The 23,429-nt window shown below is 73.2% G+C and carries 17 protein-coding genes and 1 tRNA gene; 9 read left to right on the top strand and 9 right to left on the bottom strand.

What is annotated here, in order from left to right; translation table 11 throughout:
• Positions 1 to 50: 50 nt before the first annotated feature.
• The 7 genes from OTB19_RS18430 to OTB19_RS18460 form a co-directional block, all read right to left on the bottom strand.
• Positions 51 to 905 carry a DUF6339 family protein gene (locus OTB19_RS18430; RefSeq protein ID WP_267799367.1) on the bottom strand — a complete coding sequence of 285 codons (855 nt, stop codon included), beginning with the start codon at positions 903 to 905 and terminating at the stop codon, positions 51 to 53.
• Positions 902 to 1,834: a hypothetical protein gene (locus OTB19_RS18435; RefSeq protein ID WP_267799368.1), complete on the bottom strand. Its 933-nt coding sequence runs from the start codon at positions 1,832 to 1,834 to the stop codon at positions 902 to 904. The genes OTB19_RS18430 and OTB19_RS18435 overlap by 4 nt, the downstream gene beginning before the upstream one ends.
• Positions 1,831 to 3,807: a hypothetical protein gene (locus tag OTB19_RS18440; protein WP_267799369.1), complete on the bottom strand. Its 1,977-nt coding sequence runs from the start codon at positions 3,805 to 3,807 to the stop codon at positions 1,831 to 1,833. Before OTB19_RS18440 ends, OTB19_RS18435 begins: the two co-directional genes overlap by 4 nt.
• Positions 3,804 to 4,898 (bottom strand): PD-(D/E)XK motif protein, encoded by a 1,095-nt coding sequence (locus tag OTB19_RS18445; protein ID WP_267799370.1) that lies wholly within the window; start codon positions 4,896 to 4,898, stop codon positions 3,804 to 3,806. Before OTB19_RS18445 ends, OTB19_RS18440 begins: the two co-directional genes overlap by 4 nt.
• Complete coding sequence (locus OTB19_RS18450; RefSeq protein WP_267799371.1) at positions 4,895 to 7,516, bottom strand: Z1 domain-containing protein; 2,622 nt, start codon at positions 7,514 to 7,516, stop codon at positions 4,895 to 4,897. The genes OTB19_RS18445 and OTB19_RS18450 overlap by 4 nt, the downstream gene beginning before the upstream one ends.
• A gap of 368 nt (positions 7,517 to 7,884) precedes the next feature.
• Positions 7,885 to 9,876, bottom strand: coding sequence for a DEDDh family exonuclease (locus tag OTB19_RS18455; protein WP_267799372.1), 1,992 nt, complete (start codon positions 9,874 to 9,876; stop codon positions 7,885 to 7,887).
• A 281-nt stretch (positions 9,877 to 10,157) separates the two neighbouring features.
• Positions 10,158 to 10,233: transfer RNA gene (locus tag OTB19_RS18460), tRNA-Arg, on the bottom strand.
• Positions 10,234 to 10,566: 333 nt separating this feature from the next.
• On the opposite strand from OTB19_RS18460, the gene OTB19_RS18465 reads away from it, so the two are divergent.
• From OTB19_RS18465 to OTB19_RS18500, 8 genes are all read left to right on the top strand, one after another.
• The gene (locus tag OTB19_RS18465; protein WP_267799408.1) at positions 10,567 to 12,171 is read left to right on the top strand and encodes a dynamin family protein; all 1,605 of its coding nucleotides are present in this window, start codon (positions 10,567 to 10,569) and stop codon (positions 12,169 to 12,171) included.
• Between the two features lie 4 nt (positions 12,172 to 12,175).
• The gene (locus tag OTB19_RS18470; protein ID WP_267799373.1) at positions 12,176 to 14,008 is read left to right on the top strand and encodes a GTPase; all 1,833 of its coding nucleotides are present in this window, start codon (positions 12,176 to 12,178) and stop codon (positions 14,006 to 14,008) included.
• A 98-nt stretch (positions 14,009 to 14,106) separates the two neighbouring features.
• On the top strand, positions 14,107 to 14,514 hold the full coding sequence (locus OTB19_RS18475; RefSeq protein WP_267799374.1) for a single-stranded DNA-binding protein: 408 nt from the start codon (positions 14,107 to 14,109) through the stop codon (positions 14,512 to 14,514).
• 83 nt (positions 14,515 to 14,597) lie between these two features.
• Positions 14,598 to 15,866, top strand: coding sequence for a TQXA domain-containing protein (locus OTB19_RS18480; RefSeq protein WP_420716856.1), 1,269 nt, complete (start codon positions 14,598 to 14,600; stop codon positions 15,864 to 15,866).
• 109 nt (positions 15,867 to 15,975) lie between these two features.
• Positions 15,976 to 17,502, top strand: coding sequence for a bifunctional phosphatase PAP2/diacylglycerol kinase family protein (locus tag OTB19_RS18485; RefSeq protein WP_267799375.1), 1,527 nt, complete (start codon positions 15,976 to 15,978; stop codon positions 17,500 to 17,502).
• 307 nt (positions 17,503 to 17,809) lie between these two features.
• Positions 17,810 to 19,474 (top strand): energy-dependent translational throttle protein EttA, encoded by a 1,665-nt coding sequence (ettA, locus tag OTB19_RS18490; RefSeq protein WP_267799376.1) that lies wholly within the window; start codon positions 17,810 to 17,812, stop codon positions 19,472 to 19,474.
• Positions 19,475 to 19,492: 18 nt separating this feature from the next.
• Positions 19,493 to 19,960: an acyl-CoA thioesterase gene (locus tag OTB19_RS18495; RefSeq protein WP_267799377.1), complete on the top strand. Its 468-nt coding sequence runs from the start codon at positions 19,493 to 19,495 to the stop codon at positions 19,958 to 19,960.
• Positions 19,957 to 20,679 (top strand): hypothetical protein, encoded by a 723-nt coding sequence (locus tag OTB19_RS18500; RefSeq protein ID WP_267799378.1) that lies wholly within the window; start codon positions 19,957 to 19,959, stop codon positions 20,677 to 20,679. The genes OTB19_RS18495 and OTB19_RS18500 overlap by 4 nt, the downstream gene beginning before the upstream one ends.
• Positions 20,680 to 20,743: 64 nt before the next feature.
• Here OTB19_RS18500 and OTB19_RS18505 read toward each other — a convergent pair whose 3' ends face one another.
• Entirely contained in the window at positions 20,744 to 21,148 is a 405-nt protein-coding gene (locus tag OTB19_RS18505; RefSeq protein WP_267799379.1) for a globin, read from the bottom strand.
• A 147-nt stretch (positions 21,149 to 21,295) separates the two neighbouring features.
• Between OTB19_RS18505 and OTB19_RS18510 the strand changes: the two genes are divergently transcribed.
• A complete protein-coding gene (locus OTB19_RS18510) occupies positions 21,296 to 22,285 on the top strand; it encodes a methyltransferase domain-containing protein (protein WP_267799380.1) in 990 nt (329 codons plus the stop codon).
• Here the strand turns inward: OTB19_RS18510 and OTB19_RS18515 are convergent.
• The gene (locus OTB19_RS18515; protein ID WP_267799381.1) at positions 22,282 to 23,385 is read right to left on the bottom strand and encodes an FHA domain-containing protein; all 1,104 of its coding nucleotides are present in this window, start codon (positions 23,383 to 23,385) and stop codon (positions 22,282 to 22,284) included. The two genes, OTB19_RS18510 and OTB19_RS18515, sit on opposite strands and share 4 nt — an antisense overlap.
• Positions 23,386 to 23,429 lie beyond the last annotated feature (44 nt).

The raw sequence follows: 23,429 nt of genomic DNA on the forward strand, positions 1-23,429 counted from the left end.
CCGGCGCGCCCGCCCCGGCCCCCTGAGCCGCGCGCCCCGATCCCCGCTCCTCACCCGCCCAGCGCGGCCCGCGCCTCGGACCGCACCTGCCGCACCAGGCGCCCCAGCTCCGGTTCCGACGCCGAGTCCAGGTCGACGAACGCCGTGAGCCGCAGCAACCGCGTCAGGCTCTCCCGGAGCACGGCACGCGAGGCCACGGCAGGAGAGGCCACGGCACGGGACGCCACGGCACGGGAGGCGGGGCCCGTGCCGCCCGCCTCGTCGTCCCGATGGGTCCGCACGATGGCCCGCACCAGCGCCGGAGACCCGGCGAGTGCGGAGCGCCGCGCCATGATCTGGTCGAGGTCGGCCTCGCCGAGCACGTCCAGCAGGTGGTACGGGTCGTCCGCCGCGTCGTCGCGGAGCACGTGCGCGCGGGTCCACAGCCGGGCGAGCGCGTGCCGCGTCAGGTCGGTGCCCTTGAAGCGGTCGGCCGCGTAACGGTTGCCCGCGTCGGCGGGCCACCGCCAGACGCACACGTCCGGAAGGAGCACGAACGCGAGGAACGCCCACACCTGCCGTTGCGCGGCCTCGCCGGGCACCATCCGGCACCCCTCCCGCAGCACCTGCGCCGCCTCGCGGTCGAAGGCGGTGCGCTGCGCCGCGGACGGGGCGGCCGGGAAGCCCTGGTCGTGCGCCACACGCAGCACGGAGCCCCGGAGTTGGTCGAGTTCGTCGCGCGTGACCCGCCGCCCGCCCGTGGCCGCGTACACGGCCCGCGAGGAGTGGTTGTCGGCCATGGACGCGTGCCCGCCCGCCGGTACCTCGTGGAGCATGCGGAACCGGCGCTCCGTCTCCCCGGGCAGCAGGCGCGGGTAGAGCAGGCTCATGACCCCGGTCCCGGCGTCGCCCGTGACGCTGCTCATGACGTGGCCTCCCTGTCCGTGAGGAACCGGACACCGCAGTGGACGTCGGCGCGGAACCGGGAGGGGTCCCTGCGCCGGTCGTCGCGGAGTCGTTTGATCGCCTGCTCCGGGGACTCGGTCGGCCGTGCCAGGTAGGTGCGGACCAGGGCGCGCACGAGCCCCGCCATCGTCAGGTCACCGTCGGGGTCGTCGGAGGGCGTCTCGTCGACGAACGCGTCGTCGTCCAGTGCCCGTCCCACCAGGTCGGTCACGATGTCGGCCTCCAACATGCTCCACAGCATTCCCGAGAGCTCGCTCCGCGAGGCCTCCATCGCCTGCTTGACCGCGGGATTGTCCTCGTTGAGGAGGACGAGCAGACTGCCCATCGCGGCCTGCTGCCAGTCCCCGCCGTCCATGCTCACGTACCAGGCCGAGCCGGCGGGGAGCCCGGCTTCCGCGAAGGACACCGGCGCGATCGGCAGCAGACCGGCGCCGCCCTCCAGGTGCACGCGTATCTGATCGCTCCACAGGATGGATCCGCCGCGGGCCGCCACGAACGGCTCGGCGGTCGGCAGATCGCCGGCGAGGACGACGAGGGTCTCCACCGTCAGGAAGCCGCCCAACTCGGAGCTGTCGACCGAGATCAGCACCTCGCAGGTCGCCCGGTCCTGGTGGGGCGCGAGGTCCTGCGCGTGGGCGGACGTGCGGAGCAGCGACGTGGACGGCCAGTGGCGCACGGCCAGGCGCAGCGGCGCGTCGGGTGGCAGCCCGCAGTCCGCGCGCAGCTCGGCGAGGTCGATCTCGACCAGCCGGGCCAGCGTGAGGTCCGAGGCGTAGTCCCAGGCGGGCAGCGCGGCCGGCACGGGGTCGCCGGCGGTGTCGCCCAGCCGCCACGGGGCGGCGCGGATCCGGTCGAGGGGTCTGCGGTAGGGCCAGACGCGCACGCTCATGCCCGACCCACCACGCTGATGTCGACGAGCACGTCGGCGACGGCGGTGACGATCAGATCGACCTCCGTGGCGTCGCCGGCGTGGTAGAACACCTCGCCGGCCACGAGGGAGCCGTCCGACGGCAGGCGCCAGCCGTGCACCTCGGGAGGTGTCACCCCCGTCGGGGACGTCCCTTCCGCCACACCGTCACCGGTGAGCACGCGCACCGCGCCCTCCACCCGGTCGGGTCCGTGGACCCGTACCCGCTGCACCACGTACGGCCTTCCGTCGATCATCTCGAAGCGCGGTCCGGCGATCAGGCTCGGCCGGCGGACACCGGACCGCCCGCCGCCCGGGGCCGCTCCGCCGCCCGGACCCGCTCCTGCGCCCGGGGTCGCGCCGCCGACGTCCTGACCGGGCCCGTCCGATCCCGGCGCGACGAAGGGCCCCGCCGGATGCGCGCCCGCCGATTGCCCGCCGGGACCGGCCGCGTTCCCGCCGGTTCGCGCCGTGCCGGGATGCGCGCCGGACAGCAGTACCGCGCTGCCCGTTCCGCCCGGTCCCGCCAGCAGGTGGCCCAGGCGCTGGGCCACGGACCCCATGGCGTAGGTGCCGACCTTGACGGCCTTGCGCGCCTGGGCGCCGCTCAGCCGGTCGCACTGTTCCTTCAGCCGACGGCCCGCGGTCCGTACGAACGTCGCCTCGCGGCCCTGCAACTGCTGGTACTCCCACGCGTCGTGGGTCGGCGGCTCCGCCCGGGCGAACGTCTCGTCGAGGTCGCCCAGGACTTTGAAGACCGCCGCGTATCCGGCGTCCGGATTCGACCGCTCGGGCCCCGGGTGATAGCGGACCACGAGTTCCGGTCCGCGCATCAGACAGACGTGCCGGGGAGCGCCCTCGATGCCCAGCTCACGCGCCGCCGGCGACGTCACGAGGGCGCCGAACGTGAAGGCGTGGGCGAAGTGGCCCAGTTCCCTGAGCGGCTTGCCGCACGACAACACCTGAGCCGTACCGTCCGCGACCTGGCGGTACGCGCCGGCGAAGAAGGCCAGGGCCGCGTCGGAGCCCTCGTCGGGCACCGGGACGTCCACCCCGTTCGCCGTGACCGTGACGCTCATGCGCCGGTCCCGGTCGGTGAGCAGGATGGGCCACAGGTTCCAGGCCGCGGCGTCGGCGAGGTAGGCGCCCGCCTCCGCCACGGACAACTCGGGGGTGGTGTCCGAGTCCGGCAGCGTCGGGTCCGTGAGGTCGGGGTCGACCACCACGAGCGTCGTGCCGGTCTCCTCGCCGGCGAACCCGGGTATCCCCAACTCGTGCGCCGCGGCGTCCGCCCCGGCGTCCGTCAGCGGTTCGCAGTGCTCCGCCTCCGGGAGCCCCCACCAGTGCCGGCCGGTGTACCGCGTCTCCCCGTCCCAGAACGACTCGCGGATCGCGACGCCGATGAAACGCGAACGCACCCGCCCGTCGTCGTCCCGGAACCGGGTGTGGGCGAAGACGCAGCCGACCTTCGACATCCGGAACAGGGCGCTCTTGCCGTAGCCGAACGTGCCTCCGCCGGTCGAGCCGCTGCCTCCGTCCCGGTCACCGCTGTTCAGGACGAACCGCGCCCATTCCCGCCGGGCGGTCTTCCCGGCGTCGGAGCGCGTCGGGCCGGCCAGGCCCATCGTGCCCCGGTCGGATATCGCCAGGTAGCGCAGGGACTTCGCCTGGGAGAGCGGGCGGAACATCGTGTCGGAGCGGGTGGTGCCCGACGATCCGCCGGCGAACAGGCGGCGCCAGGCAGCGCTGTGGCCGGCGCCGACCGTGGCCAGGTCGAGCCTGAAGCGCACCACGCCCTGATCGGGCAGGCGGGCGTCCCAGGAGTTCTGGGCCGCCTCGCGCACGAGCAGCGTCAGCGGGGACAGGCTGGGGCTGCCCAGTTGGCTCAGCAGACCGCGCGCCGTGATGCCGCCGTCGGCCCGGAAGGGCTGCGCGTACCAGCCTGTCTCGCTCACAGGTCGGCCCCCAGCCGCTTCAGGACGCGCTCCGGTTCGGCGCTGTGCGTGACGGTGTTCAGGTCGATCCGGTACTCCACGCTCCGCACCCCGGTGGGCGCGGTCCCGCCCGCGAAGCTGCCCGGGACGATGCGGGGGAAGTCTCCCGACACGTCGTACCAGCGCTGTTCCGCGGTGAGGAACCGGACCCGGTCGATCGTGGACTCCGCGCCCCGCGGCAGCCCGAGCGCCGTCAGTCGCGTCTCGAAGGCCCCGAGGTCGTCGATCCGTTCGCGGCACGCCGCGAGCAGGTCCGGTACGGAGCGCGCCCCGGGCGCCGCCGACTCGGTGACGCGCGACCACGCCAGCGTGAGCGTGCCCTCCGGCGGCGTGTCCAACTGGTCGACGCCGTGGACGTGGATGACGCGGCCTTCGGCGGCGACGCTGCCCTTGACCTCGATGGCGTGGTGGGCGCCCCGGAAGTCCTGGGGGCAGCCGAGCGGACCCAGCCAGGCCCGGACGGCCTGCGGGTTCACGTCCAGCAGGGCTTCCAGGACGCGGAGTTCGGCGAAGAGCCCGGCCAGGCGCGGCACGGTCCAACTCGTGGACGCCCCCGCCAGCAGCAGCCTCCAGGCGTGCAGCGTACGGACGATGAGCGAGGGGGCCTGATCCGGTTGGGCGAGGATCAGCCCGGCGAGGTCCGCGACCAGCCCCGTGAACGTCCCGGCGAGATCACGCCTGAGGCAGGCGATGTCCGCGTAACGCACCGGGAGGCCGTCGTCGTGCGACAGCGTCCGGGTGGTGAGGCGGACGCCGGCGCTGCGCACGTCGTCCTCGACCCCGGCCGACGGCCCGATCGGCACCAGCAGGTGACGCAGCCCGTTGCCGTCGAGGCCGAGGCGGAGCGCGCCCTGAGGGGTGTCGATCTCCAGCTTCGCCGTGATCACCGAGCCGCCGTGCCCGGGGCCGTGGGACGCCGTGCCGCCCGCCGCCGCGTGGCCCGACCCCGGGCCGCCGGCCGTCCCGGCCGCCCGCCGGTCGAGCGCGTTCCACTGCGATTCGAAGAGTTCACGCAGCCGGACGGTTGCGGCGGACCAGGGGCGCGCGGTCACGCGGCGCCCTCCGGGCCGCCGTCGAGGTCCTGTTCGAGCACCGAGATGTCCTCGTCCTCGTCCTCGCCGGCGGTGGGGAACACGCGCGAGAGGTCGGCCTGGAGGTAGTCGTACTCGACGCCGAGGTCCACGCCGCCGGTCGGCTTCGGGAAGACCAGGGCGGCGCCCCAGACGATGTCGCCCGGCGCGTCCAGCGGGGCCCGACCGGCCACCGCCCGCTCCTGTCCCGCCGCGCCGCGCACCGGGACCGGGGCCTTGGCGTCGATCGGGTACAGCAGGATCAGCCCGCGCTCGGGCTGCTGGGAGGTCCGCAGCCGCTGGAGCAGGCTGCGGTTGACCTCCTCGCCCTCGGGGATGTCGAGGTCCAGCGCCTCGTCTCGGGAACCGGTGAGGGTCTTGATGTCGGCGACCGGGTCGCTCACGCCGAGGTCCAGCCGGGTACGGACCACGGGATCCACCGCGCCGCCGTGGGGCAACCCGATCAATCCGCCGCCGGCGGGCCGCTTCCCGACGACTCCCACGTTCCAGCTGACCAGACCGCCGGCCTTGCTCCGCTTGCCGATGTACCCGCCGAGCAGGTCGCGGGCGGCGTCGAGGGCCTTGGGATGGAAGCGGTACTCGTCGACGAACGCGAGGACGTGTTCCACGGGGATCCCTCGCCACAGGGCCCGCCCGGCCCGGGTCTTCGCGTCGAGGGTGCCCTCACGGTGCGCGGCGGCCAACAACCGCGACACCGCGGCCGCGTTGTCCTCGTGCCACCGCTCGTCCTCGGCGGTCTTCTCGCAGGGGAAGTAGCGGGTCTCGACGAGTTGACCGCCGTAGGAGGCGGCGCCGCGCACGGCACCCTTGGACTTGGCCGGAGAGGTCACCTTCATCTTGGGGTGGGACCTGATGCGCACGGCCATGTCCAGCGGGGTGAGGTGCTCCGTGATGTACCGGTCGATCTCCACGCGCATCTCCGCCTCGACCGTCGCCAGGTGCGTGAACCAGCGACGGGTCTCGGCGGGCATGAAGATGCGCGGCAGGTCCTCGTAGCCGGGGCGGTAGCCGAACCAACGCCCCATCTGGAGGAGGGTGTCGTAGACGTTGGACGAGCGCACGAAGAAGCTCACCACGAGCCCCTCCAGGGTGAGTCCCCGGGAGAGGGTGTTCCCGCCGACGGCGATGACGTTGACGGGCCCGGAGTCGTAGTCGAGGCGATCCGTGCTGCGGTAGTGGTCCATGACGATGCGCGTCCCGGAGACCACCGGCTCCAGCGCGGCGCGCACGGACGCGAAGTCGAGCGGGGGGCCGCCGTCCTGCGGCGTCACGCGACGCGACTCCTCGTCCCAGAGGTCGCGGAACTCCCCGACGACGGCGGGGTCGTCCTCCCGGACGCCGTGCGCCGCCTCGTCGCGGAGCGCCTGGAGCACGGGCTGGTACGAGTCGTGGACGCGGGTGTCGGAGTGCGCGTGGATCAGCATCGACGAGTGCCCGTCGCCCTGCCCGCGGACGTGCCGCGCGGCGGTGGCCAGCCAGAACCAGAGGACGGCCCGGCGGAGCGAGGAGGCCTCCTCGGGGGCGAAGTCGGGGATCGCGGACCGTTTCGCCGGTCGCAGGAGGGCGAGTTCGTCGTCGGGAATCGTCCGGATCATGTCGAGGCCGCCGGGGACCTCGGCCGGGTCCTCCAGGTCCAGGGGATTGCGGCCGAAGAGGGTCTCCGGGCCCTGGTAGTCGTCGCCGCGGGGCAGGCTGAGGATGAAGTCGCGCGGGTAGAAGTCCTCCTCGTCCACCGGGTCGACGAGGAGGTTGGCGAACGGCGTCGCCGTGTACCCGACGTAACAGACCTTGGGAATGCGGCCGATGACGTCTCGGATGAGCGGATTGATCCTGCGCGTGGCGATGGTCGCCTGGTCCGCCTCGTCGTCGATGATCAGCGTCGGGCAGTTGACGAGTTGCTCGCGCGCCTCCTCCAGCCAGTCCCGCAGCTTCTTCAGAACCGGTCCGTTCTTCTTGACCACCAGGAGCAGGCACTGGTCCTTGGACGCCAGGAAGGACTGGGCGTTCGGCGGCGGCTGGAAGTCGTGTTCCGCCTTGGTGATCTGGTGCCAGAGCGGCGGGTTGAGATCCACGAGGTCGCGGATCAGGCGGGTCTGGGTCTGCCGGCGCAGCGAGTTCGTGACGCCGGACAGGACGATGAACATGCGGTAGCCGCGGTCCGCCGCCTTGCAGCACACCGCCGTGAAGTTGCTGGTCTTGCCCGACTGCACGTGTCCGAGGACCAGGCCGCGGGAACGGAAGGTGGGGGTGGCCGGATGGTCGAGCATGGCGACGACGCGATCGGAGGCCGTGTCGATCTTCCTGACCTCGTCCCGGTCGAGATGGCGCCCCAACCGCTTCTCGAACGCGGGCCAGTTCCGGTCCCCGGCGCGCGGCCCCGCGTACCAGCGGACGGCGTTCTCCCGCCCCACGGCCAGCGGTTCGCGCAGGGTGGCGATCTCGGTGGTGGCCGCCTCGTGGCGGCGCACCATCTCCTCGATCACCTCGTCCGGTACGAAGAGGTCGTGCAACTGCTGCGTCGCCTCGTGCGGGAGCATCCCGTCGAGCATGCTCTGATAACGCGACCAGGCCGCGTCCATTTGCGGGTTCCCCACCCATGCCTCACAAGTGATTCAGAGTCGACCAGGTGTGTTTCCGTCTGGTCGATACGACGTTCTTCCACGGATCACGCTAGCGAGCGACGCGGTCGACGGTGATCGATCCGCCGAAGAACGTCATGTCGACCGACGTTCGCGAGGCGGTCGAGGCGGTCGAGGCGGGCCGGGACGGGCAGAGGTCGTACGCCCGGTCGTCGGGTCGCGAGGGGCGTCCTGGAGGCGGTCGCGGGGATGGTGCGGACACGGCTCCCGGCCTCCGTCGCAGGTGGCTGCGTGACCGATGATACGAAAATACCCCATGCCGGATGTGTCCGGCCGGTGTTTCGGGAGCCGGTTTCCGGGGCGCCGGCTCAGTCGGCGACGTCGACGCCGTAGGTCCGCGCGAGGGCCGCCAGGCCGTGGTCGTACCCCTGGCCGACGGCGCGGAAGCGCCAGAGCGGGCCGCGGCGGTAGATCTCCGCGAGGACCATGGTGCGTTCGGTCGTGGCGGCGTCCACCGTGACCTGCGCCAGCGGCATCGCGCCCGTGCCCGCCGCCACGGTGACCTGGACGGCGCCGACCTCGCCGAAGGCGGGCGCGCCGTCGATCGCGGCGCAGACGACGACTCGGCGGGCGGCAGGCGGCATGGCGCCGAGATCGATGCCGATCGTCTGCTCGGTCGGCCCGTCGCCGAGCAGCCGTACGGATCCGTTCGGGTTCTCCGGGGCCCCGTGGAAGACGAAGTCCTCGTCGCAGGAGACCTGTTCGTCCTCGTCGACGACGAAGGCGACCACGTCGATCTCGCAACGCGTCTGCTGGGCCCAGGAAGCGCCCACGTCCCAGCGGAACTCCGTTGCCGTACCGGGAAGGTCGATCACCCCGCCCCGCGGCAGTACCCGCGGGGACCGGGCCCGCGCGTCGTCGGCCGGGGAGCCGGCGGCGGAGTCGTGGGCGGAGCCGGCTTCGGAGCCGGTGGGGGGCGTTCCGGGCGTGGTGAGCCAGTCCGCGTCGTGCGTCGGGATCAGCAGGGAGGTGATCCGGGCCATCCGCCGGTCGGTCTCGGCGCCCGGGAGGAGGACGACGTCCGTGACGCTCGCGGAGAGGTTGACGGCGGCGGACCCGCCGAGTTCGACGATCCGGCCGCGGGCCCGCGAGGAGACGGGATGTGTCCCGCCCAGGACGAGGACCCGCCGCCCGGTCAACGGCCGCACCCCGGCCGGGACCTCGGGCCGGCGGGCGGGCGCGGCGACAGGCGTGGTCGGTGAGGGGGCGTTGGGCGGTGTGGGCGCGGCGGCCGGAGAGGGCGGGTCGGCCGGAGAGGTCGCGGCGGCCGGCGTGGGTCGCGCGGCCGGTGTCGCCTGGTGCGGGATCGCGGCCGTCGCCGCCGTCCCCGTCCCCGCCGGTTCCGTGGCCGCCGGTTCCGTGGCCGTCGGGTTCTCGTGCGCGGTTCCCGGCCGTACGTCGTCCAGCAGTCGGAGGAACGCGCGCTCGTCGACCACCGGGACGCCCTCCGCGATCGCCCGCCGGGCCTTGACGGACCCCGAGGCGGTGTCGTTCGTGACCAGGACGCTGGTGTGTCGGCTGACGTTGCCCATCACGTTCAGGCCGGCGGCGACGGACCGCGCCACGAGGTCGGCGCGCGCGGTCTCGGTGTCACCCGTGATCGAGATCTTCATGCCCTGGACGAGGCGACCGCCCGCGTCCGGCCTCCCGGGGTTGCGGTACGCACACGGGGTCTTGGGAGCCTTGGGCGCGAACCGGGGGTCCTGCCGGGGCGGGCAGGGGACCAACGGCAACGGCAGGTCCAGCCGGGCCGCCTCCTTCAGGGTGGCGCGCAGGATTCCGGCGAGGACCCGGGTGTCGTCCAGGGCGTCGTGCGCCCGGGTCTGCTTCACGCCGTAGTGGGCGGCCAGCGTCCCCAGGCGCAGGTCCGGGGTCGGCGGGTCCACGCGCCGGTTCAGCGCGAGGGTGCACAGCCGGCGCGCCACGGGCAGGTGGACCCCGGCCCGCGCGAACTCGTGCGCCAGGAAGTCGTAGTCGAACTGGGCGTTGTGGGCGACCAGGACGCGGTCCCGGAGCAGTTCCGCGATCCGCCCCGCGACCTGCCCGAAGGTGGGCTGCCCGCGCAGCCGCTCCGCGGTCAGTCCGTGGACGTGGACGGGGCCGGGATCGCAGCCGGGGTCCAGCAGGGTCGAGAACTCGTCCGTCTGTCGGCCGTCCGGGCCGAGCGTCACCACCGCCACCGAGAGCACCCGATGCTGTCGCGGCGTCAACCCGGAGGTCTCCACGTCCACCAGCGCCCATTCGAGGGCGTAGTCGTGTGGATCGGACACGTCGGCGGCGGCGGTGGAGACGAGACTCATGACGGAAAGAATGATCCGACATTCGTTCCGTCTTCAACCGGAATGCCGATTTGTCCCCTCTCGGGTCGCCGTGGGCGCCGGCGGGGAAGTCGGCGGGGAACTGGGCGGGGAACTCGGCGGCGCGGCGAACGGGTGACCTTCGAGAGCCGTCCGGGTCGGGCCGCCGGAGGCGCCGTCAGGCCCCCGGATGCGCTTGCGGCGCTGCTGCGGAGACTGCGCCGGCACGCCGCTGACCTGCACGAAAGCCCTCCCGTGGGGGAGGGCTTCGAGGGGTGGAGAAGTGGTGCCCCCGGCAGGACTCGAACCTGCGGCCAAGTGCTTAGAAGGCACCTGCTCTATCCACTGAGCTACGGGGGCCGGAAGGTGGCCGTGGTGTCCTGGAGCCCCGAGGTGGGGGTGGGACCGTGGGCCGTGCCGGGTCAAGGATAGGGCTCCACTCACCTTGTCCCGGTTGCTTCACCCGCGTGCCACGATGTGGAGGTTCGGTGAAGCGGTCCCGATAATCGCAGGCAGGTGCGATTTTCGCATCGCTTTTGCGCCGCGTCGCCCCGGGTGTTGTGCACTCGTTATGCCTGAGTCCCGCTCGTCCGTCGTGTCCCGGGATGTCTCTCCGGGGTGGCGGTCGGCGCGCAGAGGACGTATAAGCTTCAAAAATGGTCCTAAATTGGGCATTCTTCGCATGTGGTGACCTTGGATGTTCGGCCTCAGCTGCTCGATGCCCTGTCCGCCCTGCGCGACCGGGTCGCGTCCGTGCGTCTGCCGCTGCCCCTGCCCGGCGCTCCGCGCGCCCGCCAGACCAGAGCCGAGCTGCTCGCGCAGCTCGACGACTACCTCGTTCCCCGGCTGAAGGCGCCCGAGGCGCCGCTGCTCGCCGTCGTCGGCGGGTCCACCGGGGCCGGTAAGTCCACCCTCGTCAACTCCCTCGTGGGGAGGCAGGTCAGCGAAGCCGGGGTGTTGCGTCCCACGACACGAATCCCGGTGCTTGTCTGCCATCCGGATGATCATCACTGGTTCGCCGGGATGCGCGTCCTGCCCGACCTGGTGCGGGTCTGGGTGCCCCACGAGGAGGACGAATCCCCTCCCGCGACCAGGAAGCCGCCCCGCGGGAACACCCACGCCACCCGCGAACTGCGGATCGAGACCGTCTCGACCCTGCCGCGCGGGCTCGCCATCCTCGACGCCCCCGACATCGACTCCCTCGTCGTCGAGAACCGCACCCTCGCCTCCGACCTCATCTGCGCCGCGGACGTCTGGGTGATGGTCACCACCGCCTCGCGGTACGCCGACGCCGTCCCCTGGCACCTGCTGCGCACCGCCAAGCAGTACAACGCCACCCTGGTCACGGTGCTCGACCGGGTACCGCACCAGGTGCTCGTCGACGTCTCCCGGCAGTACGGGGCCCTGCTCACCCGGGCCGGGCTCGGCGACGTGCCCCGGTTCACGGTGCCCGAGCTGCCCGAGTCCACCGGCGGGGGCGGGTTGCTGCCGGCCAGCGCCGTCGCGCCGCTCTTCGCATGGCTCAGCCACCACGCCCAGGACCCCGCCGCCCGGCAGTACGCCGTCGGGCGGACCGCGCTGGGCGCGCTGGACTCCCTCGGCCGCCGGATGCCGGAACTCGCCTCCGCGGTGGCCGCCCAGCACGCCGCCGCCGTACGGCTGACATCGGCCGTCACGGACGCCTACCGCCGCGAGGGCAAGCGGGTGCGCAACCGGCTCGACAAGGGCGCGGTCCTGGCCGGCGACGCGCTCACCAGGTGGCGCGGCTACCCCCTCGACACCACCGCCGACGAACTGCTCGACTCCCTCGCCGAGTCGCTCGCCGCGCTGCTCCAGTGCGCCGTGGCCGCCGCCGACGAGCGGATCGCGGAGGCCTGGCGGCGCGAACCGGCGGCCGCCGCGGTCGCCCTGCCGGCGCCCGACCGTGAGGCGGCGGACCGTATCGGCATGGCCGTGCGCCGCTGGCGGCGCGTGCTGGAGGAACTCGCCGAGGAGGAGGTCGCGCGGCTCGACAAGCAGCCCGCGCCCGACCCCGACGGCGTCGCGGCCCTCTTGGTCGCCGCGCTCCTCGGCGGCAAGCGGGCCCGCCCGGCGGGCGAGAAGCTCGCCGAGCGGATCGGCGTACAGGCCGCCGTACGGCTGCGGGACCGCGGCGGCGAACTGGTCGGCGAACACCTGGACCAGGTGCTGCGCGCCGAACGCGACCGCCGCCTCGCCCCCCTGGAAGCCCTCGAAGTGACCCCGGAACCACAGGCCGAGCTGATCGCCGCGTTGTCCGTACTGCAGAAGGAGAGGTGACACGGTGACCGCCTTGACCGACCGCACCGACGACCGCTGGGACGACGGACTCATCGCGCGATCGCGCCCCCAGACCCTGGAGTTCGACGAGGAGCAGGAGGAGAGGGACGGCGAGGGCGGCGACGACGCGCTCGTACGGGCCGTCTCCGGCGCCGGCAGCGACGGCGGCAAGGTGACCGCGCCCCCGCTCAGCCCCGAGGCGCAGGCCCTGCGCACCCGCCTCGAAGCACTGCGCCAGCTCATCGGGCTCTCCAGGACCCGGATCCTCGACGGCAAGAGCCTCGCCGAGGCCGGACGGATCCTCGACGAGGCCGCGGCGCGGCGCGGGCTCTCGGCCCAGCACACGGTCGTCGCGATCGCCGGCGCCACCGGAAGCGGCAAGTCCACCCTCTTCAATTCACTCGCCGGGGTGCAGATCTCCGAGACGGGTCTGCGCCGGCCGACCACGGCCGCGCCGATCGCGTGCAGTTGGTCGGACGGTGCGGCGGGCCTGCTGGACCGGCTGGAGATCCCCGGCCGGCTGCGACGTCGGCCGCGCGAGACCGCGGAGGCCGAGGCGCTGCGGGGGATGGTCCTCGTGGACCTTCCGGACCTGGACTCGGCAGTCGGCGCCCACCGGGACCACGTGGACCGGGTGCTGGCGCTGGTCGACGCCGTGGTGTGGGTGGTGGACCCCGAGAAGTACGCGGACGCCGTCCTCCACGAGAAGTACCTGCGCCCGCTGGCCGGGCACGCCGAGGTGACGTTCGTCGTGCTGAACCAGGTGGACCGGCTGCCCGGCGAGTCGGCCGACCTGGTCCTGGACGACCTGCGACGACTGCTGGACGACGACGGGATCGCCCTCGGGGAACACGGCGAACCCGGGGCGACCGTCCTCGGAATCTCCGCCCTGACGGGTGAGGGCGTCGGGGAACTGCGCGAGCTCCTCGGACAGTTCACCCAGGAGAAGGGCGCGGCCACCCGGCGCATCTCCGCCGACGTCGACCGGGCCGCGCTGCACCTCAGGCCGCTGTACGTCGCCGACGGGCACCCCGGGCCCGAGATCGGGGAGGTGGCGCGCGCCGAGTTCGAGGACCGGCTCGCCGAGGCCGTCGGCGCGTACGCGGCCGGTCTCGCCGCCGAACGGGCCTGGCGGCGCAACGCCGGCAAGGCCTGCGGGACGCCGTGGCTGCGGCTGTGGCGCTGGTACGAGAGCCGGCGCGCCCCGCGCTCGCTGGCCGGCCTGGCCGCCCTCGCCGCGATCGGACGGACCCCGACGGCGACCGAGTTGCCCGTCGAGGAGGAGGTCACCGCCCGGCAGCGGGTGGAGCAGGCCGTACGGACGGTCGCGGACGAGGCGGTCATCGGGCTGCCCGACCCCTGGGCCCAGGCGGTCCGCGAGACCGCGGTGCGCGGCGCCGACCGGCTGCCGGAGGCACTGGACGAGATCGCGGTGACCCTGGGCACGGCGGTCACCGTGCCCCACGTCAAACCGCCGCGCCCCGGCTGGTGGCCCGCCGCGGTGCTGGCCCAGGCCGCGATGACCCTGCTCCAGATCTACGGTGGCCTGTGGCTGGTCGGGCAGATCGCCGGGGTCCTGCCGCCGCACCTGATGCCGCCGGTGCTGCTGATGGTGGCGGGCATCGTCGGCGGGCCGCTCGTCGAATGGGCCTGCTCGATCGCCGCCCGGGGACCGGCCCGCAGGTACGGACAGGACGCCGAACGCCGGTTGCGGCAGGCGGCGGCCGGGTGCGGGCGGGCCCGGGTGCTGGAGCCCGTCGCGGCCGAGCTGCTGCGCTACCGGGAGGTGCGCGAGCAGTACGCGACGGTGGCGAAGTTTTCCACAACCCGTCAGTAGTCCACAGGCCTGAGCGGGATCCGGGACGTCGGGCCAGCATGGTCGTACCTCGTGCGGACGGTCCGCACGGGTGCGGCATGCGGGGGAGGGCGACCGGGATGAACGACACCCTGGTGACGCTGGTGGGACACGTGGCGACGCGGATCGACTTCAAGGAGACGCCGACAGGACCGTCGGCGAGGTTCCGATTCGCGGTGACGCCGAGGTACTTCGACCGGCGGACGGACACCTGGTCGGACGCCGCGACCAGCTTCTTCACCGTCTGGGCACGACGGACCCTCGCGTTGAACCTGGCGAGTTCCGTGTCCGTCGGCGAACCCCTCGTCGTGCACGGAAGGCTGCGGGTCCGCGACAATCCGCCCGACGGGGACGGGGCGCGATGGTTCTCCGCGGACATCGAGGCCGTCGCCATCGGACACGACCTCAACCGGGGGACGGCGGCCTTCCGGCGCGTCGTCACAACGGACACCCCGCTGATGACGGCTCAGAAGGCGGCGGTGGTCTGAGTGTTCGAGGCGGTTAGGATTCCCCGGTACTCACGGGCACCCGGGTCCTCGGCACCCGGGTCCTCGGCCCGAAGGGGAAGACTGTGTCGATCGCTGTTCCCGCATCCTCCGTTCCCGATCCCGCTCCCGCCATCGCCGCACCCGCCACCGCACGCGTCCCCGGACCCGCCGTCCCCGGACGGGGCTCCACACGCAGGTCGTTGGCGGCGGTGGCGCTGTTGGCCGCGGCCCTGGCCGCCACGCCCGGCGCCGCGGTCGCGGCGGACTCCGAGCCCACACCGGGCCGGGCCCCCGAGGGTGCGAGCGCCGTGCTGGACGGGCTGAAGACCTACGGGCAGGCGGTCCTGCGCACCAACGACGGAGCCGTACGGCAGGTCCCGGCCGGACTGCACGAGATGCGGGTCGACGGTGGCGGCATGCTCCAGACCTACGGGGTCGGCGTCGCGGGCTACGCACAGCCCGAGGCCCGGTACACCGAGAGCGGCTGGACCGACAGCCCCCTCGAAGGCAAGGACGGCGCGGGCCGGATCCGCTGGGTGCTGGAGCACTCCTACCCCCAGCTCAACGACCTGGCGGAGCTCGCCAAGGTCGCCGGCGCCGCCCCCCTCACCGCGGAGAGCGCCGCCGCCGGCACACAGGTCGCGATCTGGCGGCTGGCGGACGGGGCGCACGTGGAAGCCTCCGACCCGGCGGCGGAACAACTGGCCGACTACCTCCAGCGTGAGGCGGGCCGGATGGCGGAACCGCCGCCCTCGCTGGCGCTGGACCCCGGCGAGGTGTCGGGTGCGGTGACGGGAGCCGTCGGCGGCCGGCTCGGCCCGGTCACGGTGCGCACCGGGGCCCAGAGCGTCACGGTCACCCCCGACGCGGCGGCCCTGGCCATGGGCGTGCGGGTGGTCGACGAGCAGGGGCGACCGCTGACCGCCGCCACCGACGGCACCCGGCTGTACTTCGAGGTGCCGCCGGGCACGGCCGACGGGCTCGCCTCGGTCATCGTGCAGGGCTCCACGAAGGTGCCCGTCGGACGGCTCTTCGCCAACGGCATCCCGAACCAGGCGCAGATCGTGGCGGGCTCCAGCGAATCCGCGACCACCGCCACGGCGACGGCGCTCTGGCCGGCGCCCGAACCGGTACCGATGGGCGCCGTGTCCGGTACGGCCGTCCCGTCGGTCGGCTCCGAGCCCACCACCGAGACCGAGGACTCCCCGGCCGGCGAACGCCTCGCGACCAGCGGCAGCTCGGCGGCCACCCCGGTGATCGCCTCCCTCGCGGTCGGCCTGGTGGTGCTGGGCGGCATGGTCGTCCTGCTGCTGCGCAAGCGCCCGCTGGAGGGCGAGCAGGACGAGGTCTAGGGCCTGCCTTCGTGGGCTCGGAGCGGTCCGAGAAGGACGGCCTGCGCCCGGTGGCCCGGGTGGCGGGTGGGGTTGGTTCCGGATCCGTGGCGCGGGGTAGGCGCTGAGGATGGCTGAACAGGAATTGACCTGGCAGGGGTCGGTCGCGCGATGGGACCGGCAGTTGTTCGACGCGGTGGCCCTCCGGCACTGGCCCGGGGCCGACCGGGTGCTGCCGAGGTTGGGTCGGGCCGCGAACCACGGCGTCCTGTGGGGCGGTGCCGCCGCGGCGCTCGCCGCCTTCGGTTCGGCCCGGACACGCAAGGCCGCCGTGCGGGGGATCACCTCCCTCGCGCTGGCCTCGGCGACGATCAACACCGTCGGCAAGTGGTCCGTACGCCGGTGCCGACCCGTGCTGGAAGGGGTGCCCGTCACCCGGCAGCTGCGCACCCAGCCGCAGACCACCTCGTTCCCCTCCGGACACGCGGCCTCGGCGTTCGCCTTCACCGCCGGGCTGGCGCTGGAGGCGCCGGGGTGGGGCCTCGCGCTGGCCCCCGTCGCCGCGTCGGTCGCGTTCTCCCGCGTCTACACCGGGGTCCACTACCCGTCCGACGTGGCGGCGGGCGCGGCGCTCGGGGTGGCCGCCGGGTTCCTCGTCCGCCGGCTCGCGCGCGACGTGCAGGAGGCCCGGGTCGTACCGGGTGACGAACGGCCGGACGCGGGGGCGCCCGCGCTGCCGGACGGCGACGGCCTGACCGTGGTGATCAACTCCGGTTCGGGTTCCGCCGCCTTCGCCGGCCTCGACGTCCTCAAGCGCCGGCTTCCGAAGGCGGAGCTGGTCCACTGCGAGAGCGCCGAGCTGGAGTCGGAACTGGCCGCGGCGGCGTCCCGGGCCCAGGTGCTCGGCGTCTGCGGCGGCGACGGCACGATCAACGCGGCGGCCACGGCCGCGCTGCGCGCCGGGGTGCCGCTCGCGGTGTTCCCCGGCGGGACCCTGAACCACTTCGCCCTCGACCTCGGGCTCGCCGGAGCGGAGGACACCTGCCGGGCCGTTGCCGACGGGCACGCGGTCCGCGTCGGCGTCGGACGCTTCACCCCCGGCCCGCGGCGCCACCCCGACCCCGCGGACGTGGCCGCGGCCGGTTCCGAGGCCGGGCGCGAGGAGTCGGGGTACTTCCTGAACAACTTCAGCATCGGCGCCTACCCCGAGCTGCTGCGCCATCGGCTGCGGTGGGCGCCCCGGATCGGGAGCGGCCCGGCCGCGCTGCTGGCGGCGTGGCGGGTGCTGCGGGCCGAACGGCCCGTACGGCTCAGCCTCGCCGGGCGTCCGCGCAGCGTCTGGCTGCTGTTCGCGGGCAACGGGACGTACCACGGCAGCGGCCCCGCCCCCCGGCGCCGCGACAACCTCGGCGAGGGGCTCCTCGACGTACGGCTCGTCTTCGGCGGCGGTCGTCCCGGCCCGCGCCTGTTGGCCGCGGCCTTCACCGGGCCCCTCAGCCGTTCCCCGGTCCACACCGCCACCCGCCTGCGGAGCCTGCGGATCTCGGACGTGCCGCCCGGCACCCCCCTCGCCTACGACGGGGAGTACGCCAAGGCCCCCACCGCCTTCGTGCTCGACGAGCTGCCGGAAGCCCTCACCGTCTACCGCCCGCGCTGACCGCGGCGCGACGACCACACCCCGCCCGCGGCGCGACGACCACACCCCGCCCGCCCCGGCGCCGCCCACGCGCCGGGGCGCGGTCGTGCCCCGGCCGGAGATCCGCCCCGCCGCCCGGCCCCGGCCACCCCGCGCCCTCGAGCGCCTGCGGCGAGGCCTGGTCGGAAGCCGTCACGGCACCCGCCGGCCTGGCCGGCTCGGGCCGGCCCGGGTCAGGGGGGCCTGACCTACCCATTCGCCCGCAGCTATGGACGCCTGGCAAGATGGGGTGTATCTGCCCACCCATCGATCTGCCGGACGGTTTCTCTTGGCTGAGTTCATCTACACCATGCGCAAGACGCGCAAGGCGCACGGCGACAAGGTGATTCTTGATGACGTCACCCTGAACTTCCTGCCCGGCGCGAAGATCGGTGTGGTCGGCCCGAACGGCGCCGGTAAGTCCACCGTCCTCAAGATCATGGCGGGACTGGAGCAGCCGTCCAACGGCGAGGCGTACCTGTCTCCCGGCTTCACCGTCGGCATCCTCATGCAGGAGCCCAAGCTCGACGAGTCGAAGACGGTCCTGGAGAACGTCCAGGACGGCGCCGCCGAGATCATGGGCAAGCTGAAGCGCTTCAACGAGGTCGCCGAGGAAATGGCGACCGACTACACCGACGCGCTCATGGACGAGATGGGCAAGCTCCAGGAAGTCCTGGACCACGCCAACGCCTGGGACCTCGACGCCCAGCTGGAGCAGGCCATGGACGCCCTGGGCTGCCCGCCCGGCGACTGGGCCGTCACCAACCTCTCCGGTGGCGAGAAGCGCCGCGTCGCGCTCTGCAAGCTGCTGATCGAGGCCCCGGACCTGCTCCTCCTCGACGAGCCCACCAACCACCTCGACGCCGAGTCGGTGAACTGGCTGGAGCAGCACCTTTCGCAGTACGCGGGCGCCGTCGTGGCCGTCACCCACGACCGGTACTTCCTGAACAACGTCGCCGAGTGGATCCTCGAGCTCGACCGCGGCCGCGCCCACCCGTACGAGGGCAACTACTCCACCTACCTGGAGAAGAAGGCCACGCGTCTCAAGGTCGAGGGCCGCAAGGACGAGAAGCGCCAGAAGCGCCTCAAGGAAGAGCTGGAGTGGGTCCGCTCCAACGCGAAGGGCCGCCAGACCAAGTCCAAGGCCCGTCTCGCTCGCTACGAGGAGATGGCCGCCGAGGCGGACAAGATGCGGAAGCTGGACTTCGAGGAGATCCAGATCCCGCCGGGCCCGCGTCTGGGCTCGATCGTGGTCGAGGTCAACAACCTCAACAAGGCTTTCGGCGACAAGGTCCTTGTCGACGACCTGTCCTTCACGCTGCCGCGCAACGGCATCGTCGGCATCATCGGCCCGAACGGCGCCGGCAAGACCACGCTCTTCAAGATGCTCCTGGGCCTGGAGGAGCCGGACTCCGGCTCCGTCAAGGTCGGCGAGACCGTCAAGATCTCGTACGTCGACCAGAGCCGCGCCAACATCGACCCCAAGAAGTCCCTCTGGGCGGTCGTGTCGGACGAGCTGGACTACATCAACGTGGGCCAGGTCGAGATGCCGTCCCGCGCGTACGTCAGCGCTTTCGGCTTCAAGGGTCCGGACCAGCAGAAGGCGGCCGGCATCCTCTCCGGTGGTGAGCGCAACCGCCTGAACCTGGCGCTGACGCTCAAGGAGGGCGGCAACCTGCTGCTCCTCGACGAGCCCACCAACGACCTCGACGTCGAGACCCTGTCCTCGCTCGAGAACGCGCTCCTGGAGTTCCCGGGCGCGGCCGTGGTCATCTCCCACGACCGCTGGTTCCTGGACCGAGTCGCCACGCACATCCTGGCGTACGAGGGCGAGTCCAAGTGGTACTGGTTCGAGGGCAACTTCGAGTCGTACGAGAAGAACAAGGTCGAGCGGCTCGGCGCGGACGCGACCCGTCCGCACCGCGCCACCTACAAGAAGCTCACCCGAGGCTGAGGGCCGAGGTCACAGACCATGGCCAGACACCGCTACCGATGCCCCCTCCGCTGGGCGGACATGGATGCCTTCGGACACGTCAACAATGTCGTCTTCCTCCGCTATCTGGAGGAGGCACGGATCGACTTCATGTTCCGCCTCGCGCCGGGGGAGGGCAGTGAGTCCTTCACGGGCGGCTCCGTCGTGGCCCGCCACGAGATCGACTACAAGCTGCCCCTCGTGCACCGCCACGAGCCGGTCCTCATCGAATCCTGGGTGACCCGGATAGGCGCCGCGTCCCTGACCATCCGCTACGAGGTCAAGGACGAGGCGACGGAGGACGCGCCCGAGACGGTCTACGTGCGCGCCGAGACCGTGGTCGTGCCGTACAACCTCGCCGAGGGGCGGCCCCGCCGCATCACGGCCGAGGAAAAGCTCTTCCTCCAGGAGTACCTGGACGAGCCGAAGTCCGGCGCCGCTGCCGGTGCCAGGGGCATCGCGGCATGAACGAGCGGCTGCACTTCGCCGACTCCGGGGAGGCGGCGGACCTCGCCGCCTTCCTGGGCCGGCTCGTGCACTACGACCGCGCCGCCGCCGTCCGCCTGCAGGCGCGGGCGGGCGGTGGCGCGCTCGCCGTTTTCGGGCGGCCGCCGTCCTTCGAGGTACTGGCCGTCCGCACGGTGCGGCTCGCCGCGCCCGTCGGGACGCCCCTGGACCTGACGGTGTCCGCCGGTGAGCTGCTGGAATCGGTGGACGAGGGCGCCGCGAGCGTCGTCGTGCCCGGCCCGGTCACCGGACCGCCCTGGGTGGGCGTCCTGCCTCCGCGCGGCGGCTGGGAGCCGGTGGACGGCCTGCCCGGCCCCGAGGCGATGCGGGCCGCCGTGGCGGACGCCGTCGCCGAGTTCCGGGCCCGGGACGAGGCCCTGCCCCCGCAGCACCGGACCCGGTCCGAGCGCGACCGCATCGGCCGCGAGATCTGGTCCCGCACGCTGGGGGACACCGAACTTCCGCTGCGCGCCGTGCACGCCGCGCAGTCCCTGGGCTTCCTGCGGCCGGTACGGGCCTCCGCACCCGCCGGTCCCACCGGGCCGCCCGCGGCCCCCGCACCGGTGGCGCTGCTGGCGTCCGGGGGATGGCTGCGGCTGCGCACCCCGTACGGGTCCGTCGCCATGCGCCGCCCCGGCGGGACCGGTGGCCTCGGCGCCCTGCTGGTCCGACCGGTCTAGGGCCTGTCCTTCGGATCATGCCGGGCTCGCGGGGCCTCGCGGCGGGTGCGTTCCGCCGCCCGCCTCAGCCCGCCGTGTTGATCATCGATGCGGCCGCGTACGTCAGGTACCGCCACAGCTGCGCCTCGTGCTCCGGCGCCAAGCCCAGCTCGTCCACCGCGACCCGCATGTGACCCAGCCACGCGTCGTGCGCGGCCGCGTCCACCTGGAACGGGGCGTGCCGCATCCGCAGGCGCGGGTGCCCGCGGTTCTCGCTGTAGGTGTTCGGGCCGCCCCAGTACTGCATGAGGAACAGCGCGAACCGCTCCTCGGCCGGCCCCAGGTCCTCCTCCGGGTACATCGGGCGCAGCAGCGGGTCTTCCGCGACACCCTGGTAGAACCGGTGGACCAGGCGGCGGAAGGTGGCCTCGCCGCCCACAAGCTCGTAGAAGGTCTGCTCCTGGACCGTGCCCTGCGGATCGTCATTCACCTGACCATCGTCTCAGACGCCCGGACCGAGGACCGGGGTCCTAGGACCCTCCCCGCAAGCCCGGGGCCCCGCCCGCCACGCCGCGACGCGCGGGAACACGCCCGACCAGCGTTGGCCTTCGCCCCCGCAGGGCAGCACAGTGGAGACATGGGCGCAGATGCCGAAGTACGCGACCTGCGCGAGACCGCGCACGCGGCCCAGGTCATGGAGTTGATCGCGGCCGGGGCCCTGGACGACCCCGACTGGCGTGCGGCCTTCGCCGCGGTGCCCCGGCACGTCTTCGTCCCGTACTTCTGGACCGGTCGTGGAGCCGGACACGAGCGGCTCTGGGCCGAGGACCCGGACCCCGAACGGCGGGCCCGCTGGCTGCGCGGCGTGTACACGGACACCCCGCTCGCCACCCGGCTGCGCGACGGGGAGCTGGTCTCCTCCAGCAGCCAGCCCTCCCTGATGGCGAGGATGCTGGAGGCGCTGGAGGTGCGTGACGGGAACAACGTGCTGGAGATCGGCGCGGGCACCGGCTACAACGCGGCCCTGCTCTGCCACCGGCTCGGCGAGGAACTGGTCACCACGGTGGACCTGGACGAGGAGATCACCGAGTCGGCGCGGGCGCACCTGGCGCAGCTCGGCCTGCACCCGACCGTCGTCACCGGCGACGGGGCGCGCGGCTGCCCCTCCCGCGCCCCCTTCGATCGGATCCTGGTCACCTGCACGCTGCCGCTGATCCCGCACGCCTGGCCGGCCCAGTGCCGGCCCGGGGCGCGCATCCTGGCCCCGCTGTCGACCGGGCTGATCGCGCTCACCGTGCGGGACGCGGACTTCGCGGAGGGCCGGTTCCTGCACACCTCGGCGTACTTCGTGCCGCTGCGCGGGGCGGGCGCGGCCCCGCACGCCCCCTCGCTGCCCCAACACGGACTCCCGTACGAGCTGGTGGACAACGAGCGCTTCCAGTTCCTGCTGATCCTCACCGAGGGCGTCCTGCACCCCCGGGAGGCCCTGGACCTGTGGCGCCGCGAGGGGCGCCCGGCGCGCGAGCGGTTCGGCGTCACGCTCACGTCGGAGGGACAGTGGTCGTGGCTCGACGACCCCCAGGGCCCGTACGTGTGGCCGCTGGGGGAGGTCGGGACGACCGCCTAACCCCGGCGGACGGTGATCGTGGTCCAGGCGCCGACGTGGACCTGGTCGCCGTCGCCGAGGGTGATCGGCACGTACGGCTGGATCGGTTCCTCACCGCCGTTGATGGTCGTGCCGTTGGTGGAGTTCTGGTCCACCACCGCCCAGCTCCCGTCGGGCTGCTGGACGAGCACCGCGTGCTGGTGGGAGACGCCCGGGTCCTCCGGGGGCACCGAGAGGTCGATGTCCGGGGACTCGCCCGAGGAGGCGCGCCGGCGGCCGATGGTGATCTGACCGCCGGAGAGCGCGAGATGCTGCTCCGGGGAGTACGCGGGCAGGTTCAACCCGGCCGCCTCCGGGCCGCTGCGCTGCATCATCGCCATGAAGTACGAGCGGTCCGGGCCGACCGTCGCGCTCCAGGCGCCGCCGACCTGCGACGGAGCCTGACCCTGGGACCCGTAGTGCTGTTGCTGCTGGTGATGCTGCTGCGCCTGGTGCTGCGGGACCTGCTGTTGCTGATGTTGCGAGTGCTGCTGGTACTCCTGCTGCTGCGGCGGAGGCTGCTGCTGGTAGTGCGGCTGCTGGTACTCCTGCCGGAGGGGCTGCTGCACGGGCTGCTGCTGGTGCGAGGGCTGTTGGTGTGACTGCTGCGCGTGCGACGGCTGCCCGTGTGCCTGCTGCTCGTGCGAGGGAGGCGGCAGCAGCCAGTCGTCCTCGCGCTGGAGCGGCTCGGCCGGCCGGTTGACCCGGGACGGCCGCGAGCCCTGGTAGTCGAAGTGGTCCTGCGAGAACGTCGGCGGGGCCTGCGGCGGCGGGGGAGGCGGGGTCCCCACGCTCCCGGTGCCCGCGACCGGGCCCGTCTCCTGGGCGAGCGGCGTATACGAAGTCGCCGAACGCGTCAGGAAGTTGTACCGGCACTCCTCGCAGAACGGGGCCATGGCCTCGCGCGGCGTCCGGCACTGCGGGCACAGCTCCGCCTGCGCGGTCGGCTCACCGGCCGTGGGAGGGTAGCCGTAGCCGTAGGAAGGCGCCGCGGGGGCGCTCGTGGCGGCAGCCATGCGGTGGCCGCAGACCTCGCACCAGTCCTCGGAGGCGGACTGGTGCCCGTTCGGGCAGGTCGGCATGGCTACGCTTCCCCCTTCTCCCTGCGTCATCGCGGCAGGTCTCT

This window comes from Streptomyces sp. H27-H5 (genome assembly GCF_026627505.1).
In the GTDB taxonomy this organism is placed as follows: domain Bacteria; phylum Actinomycetota; class Actinomycetes; order Streptomycetales; family Streptomycetaceae; genus Streptomyces.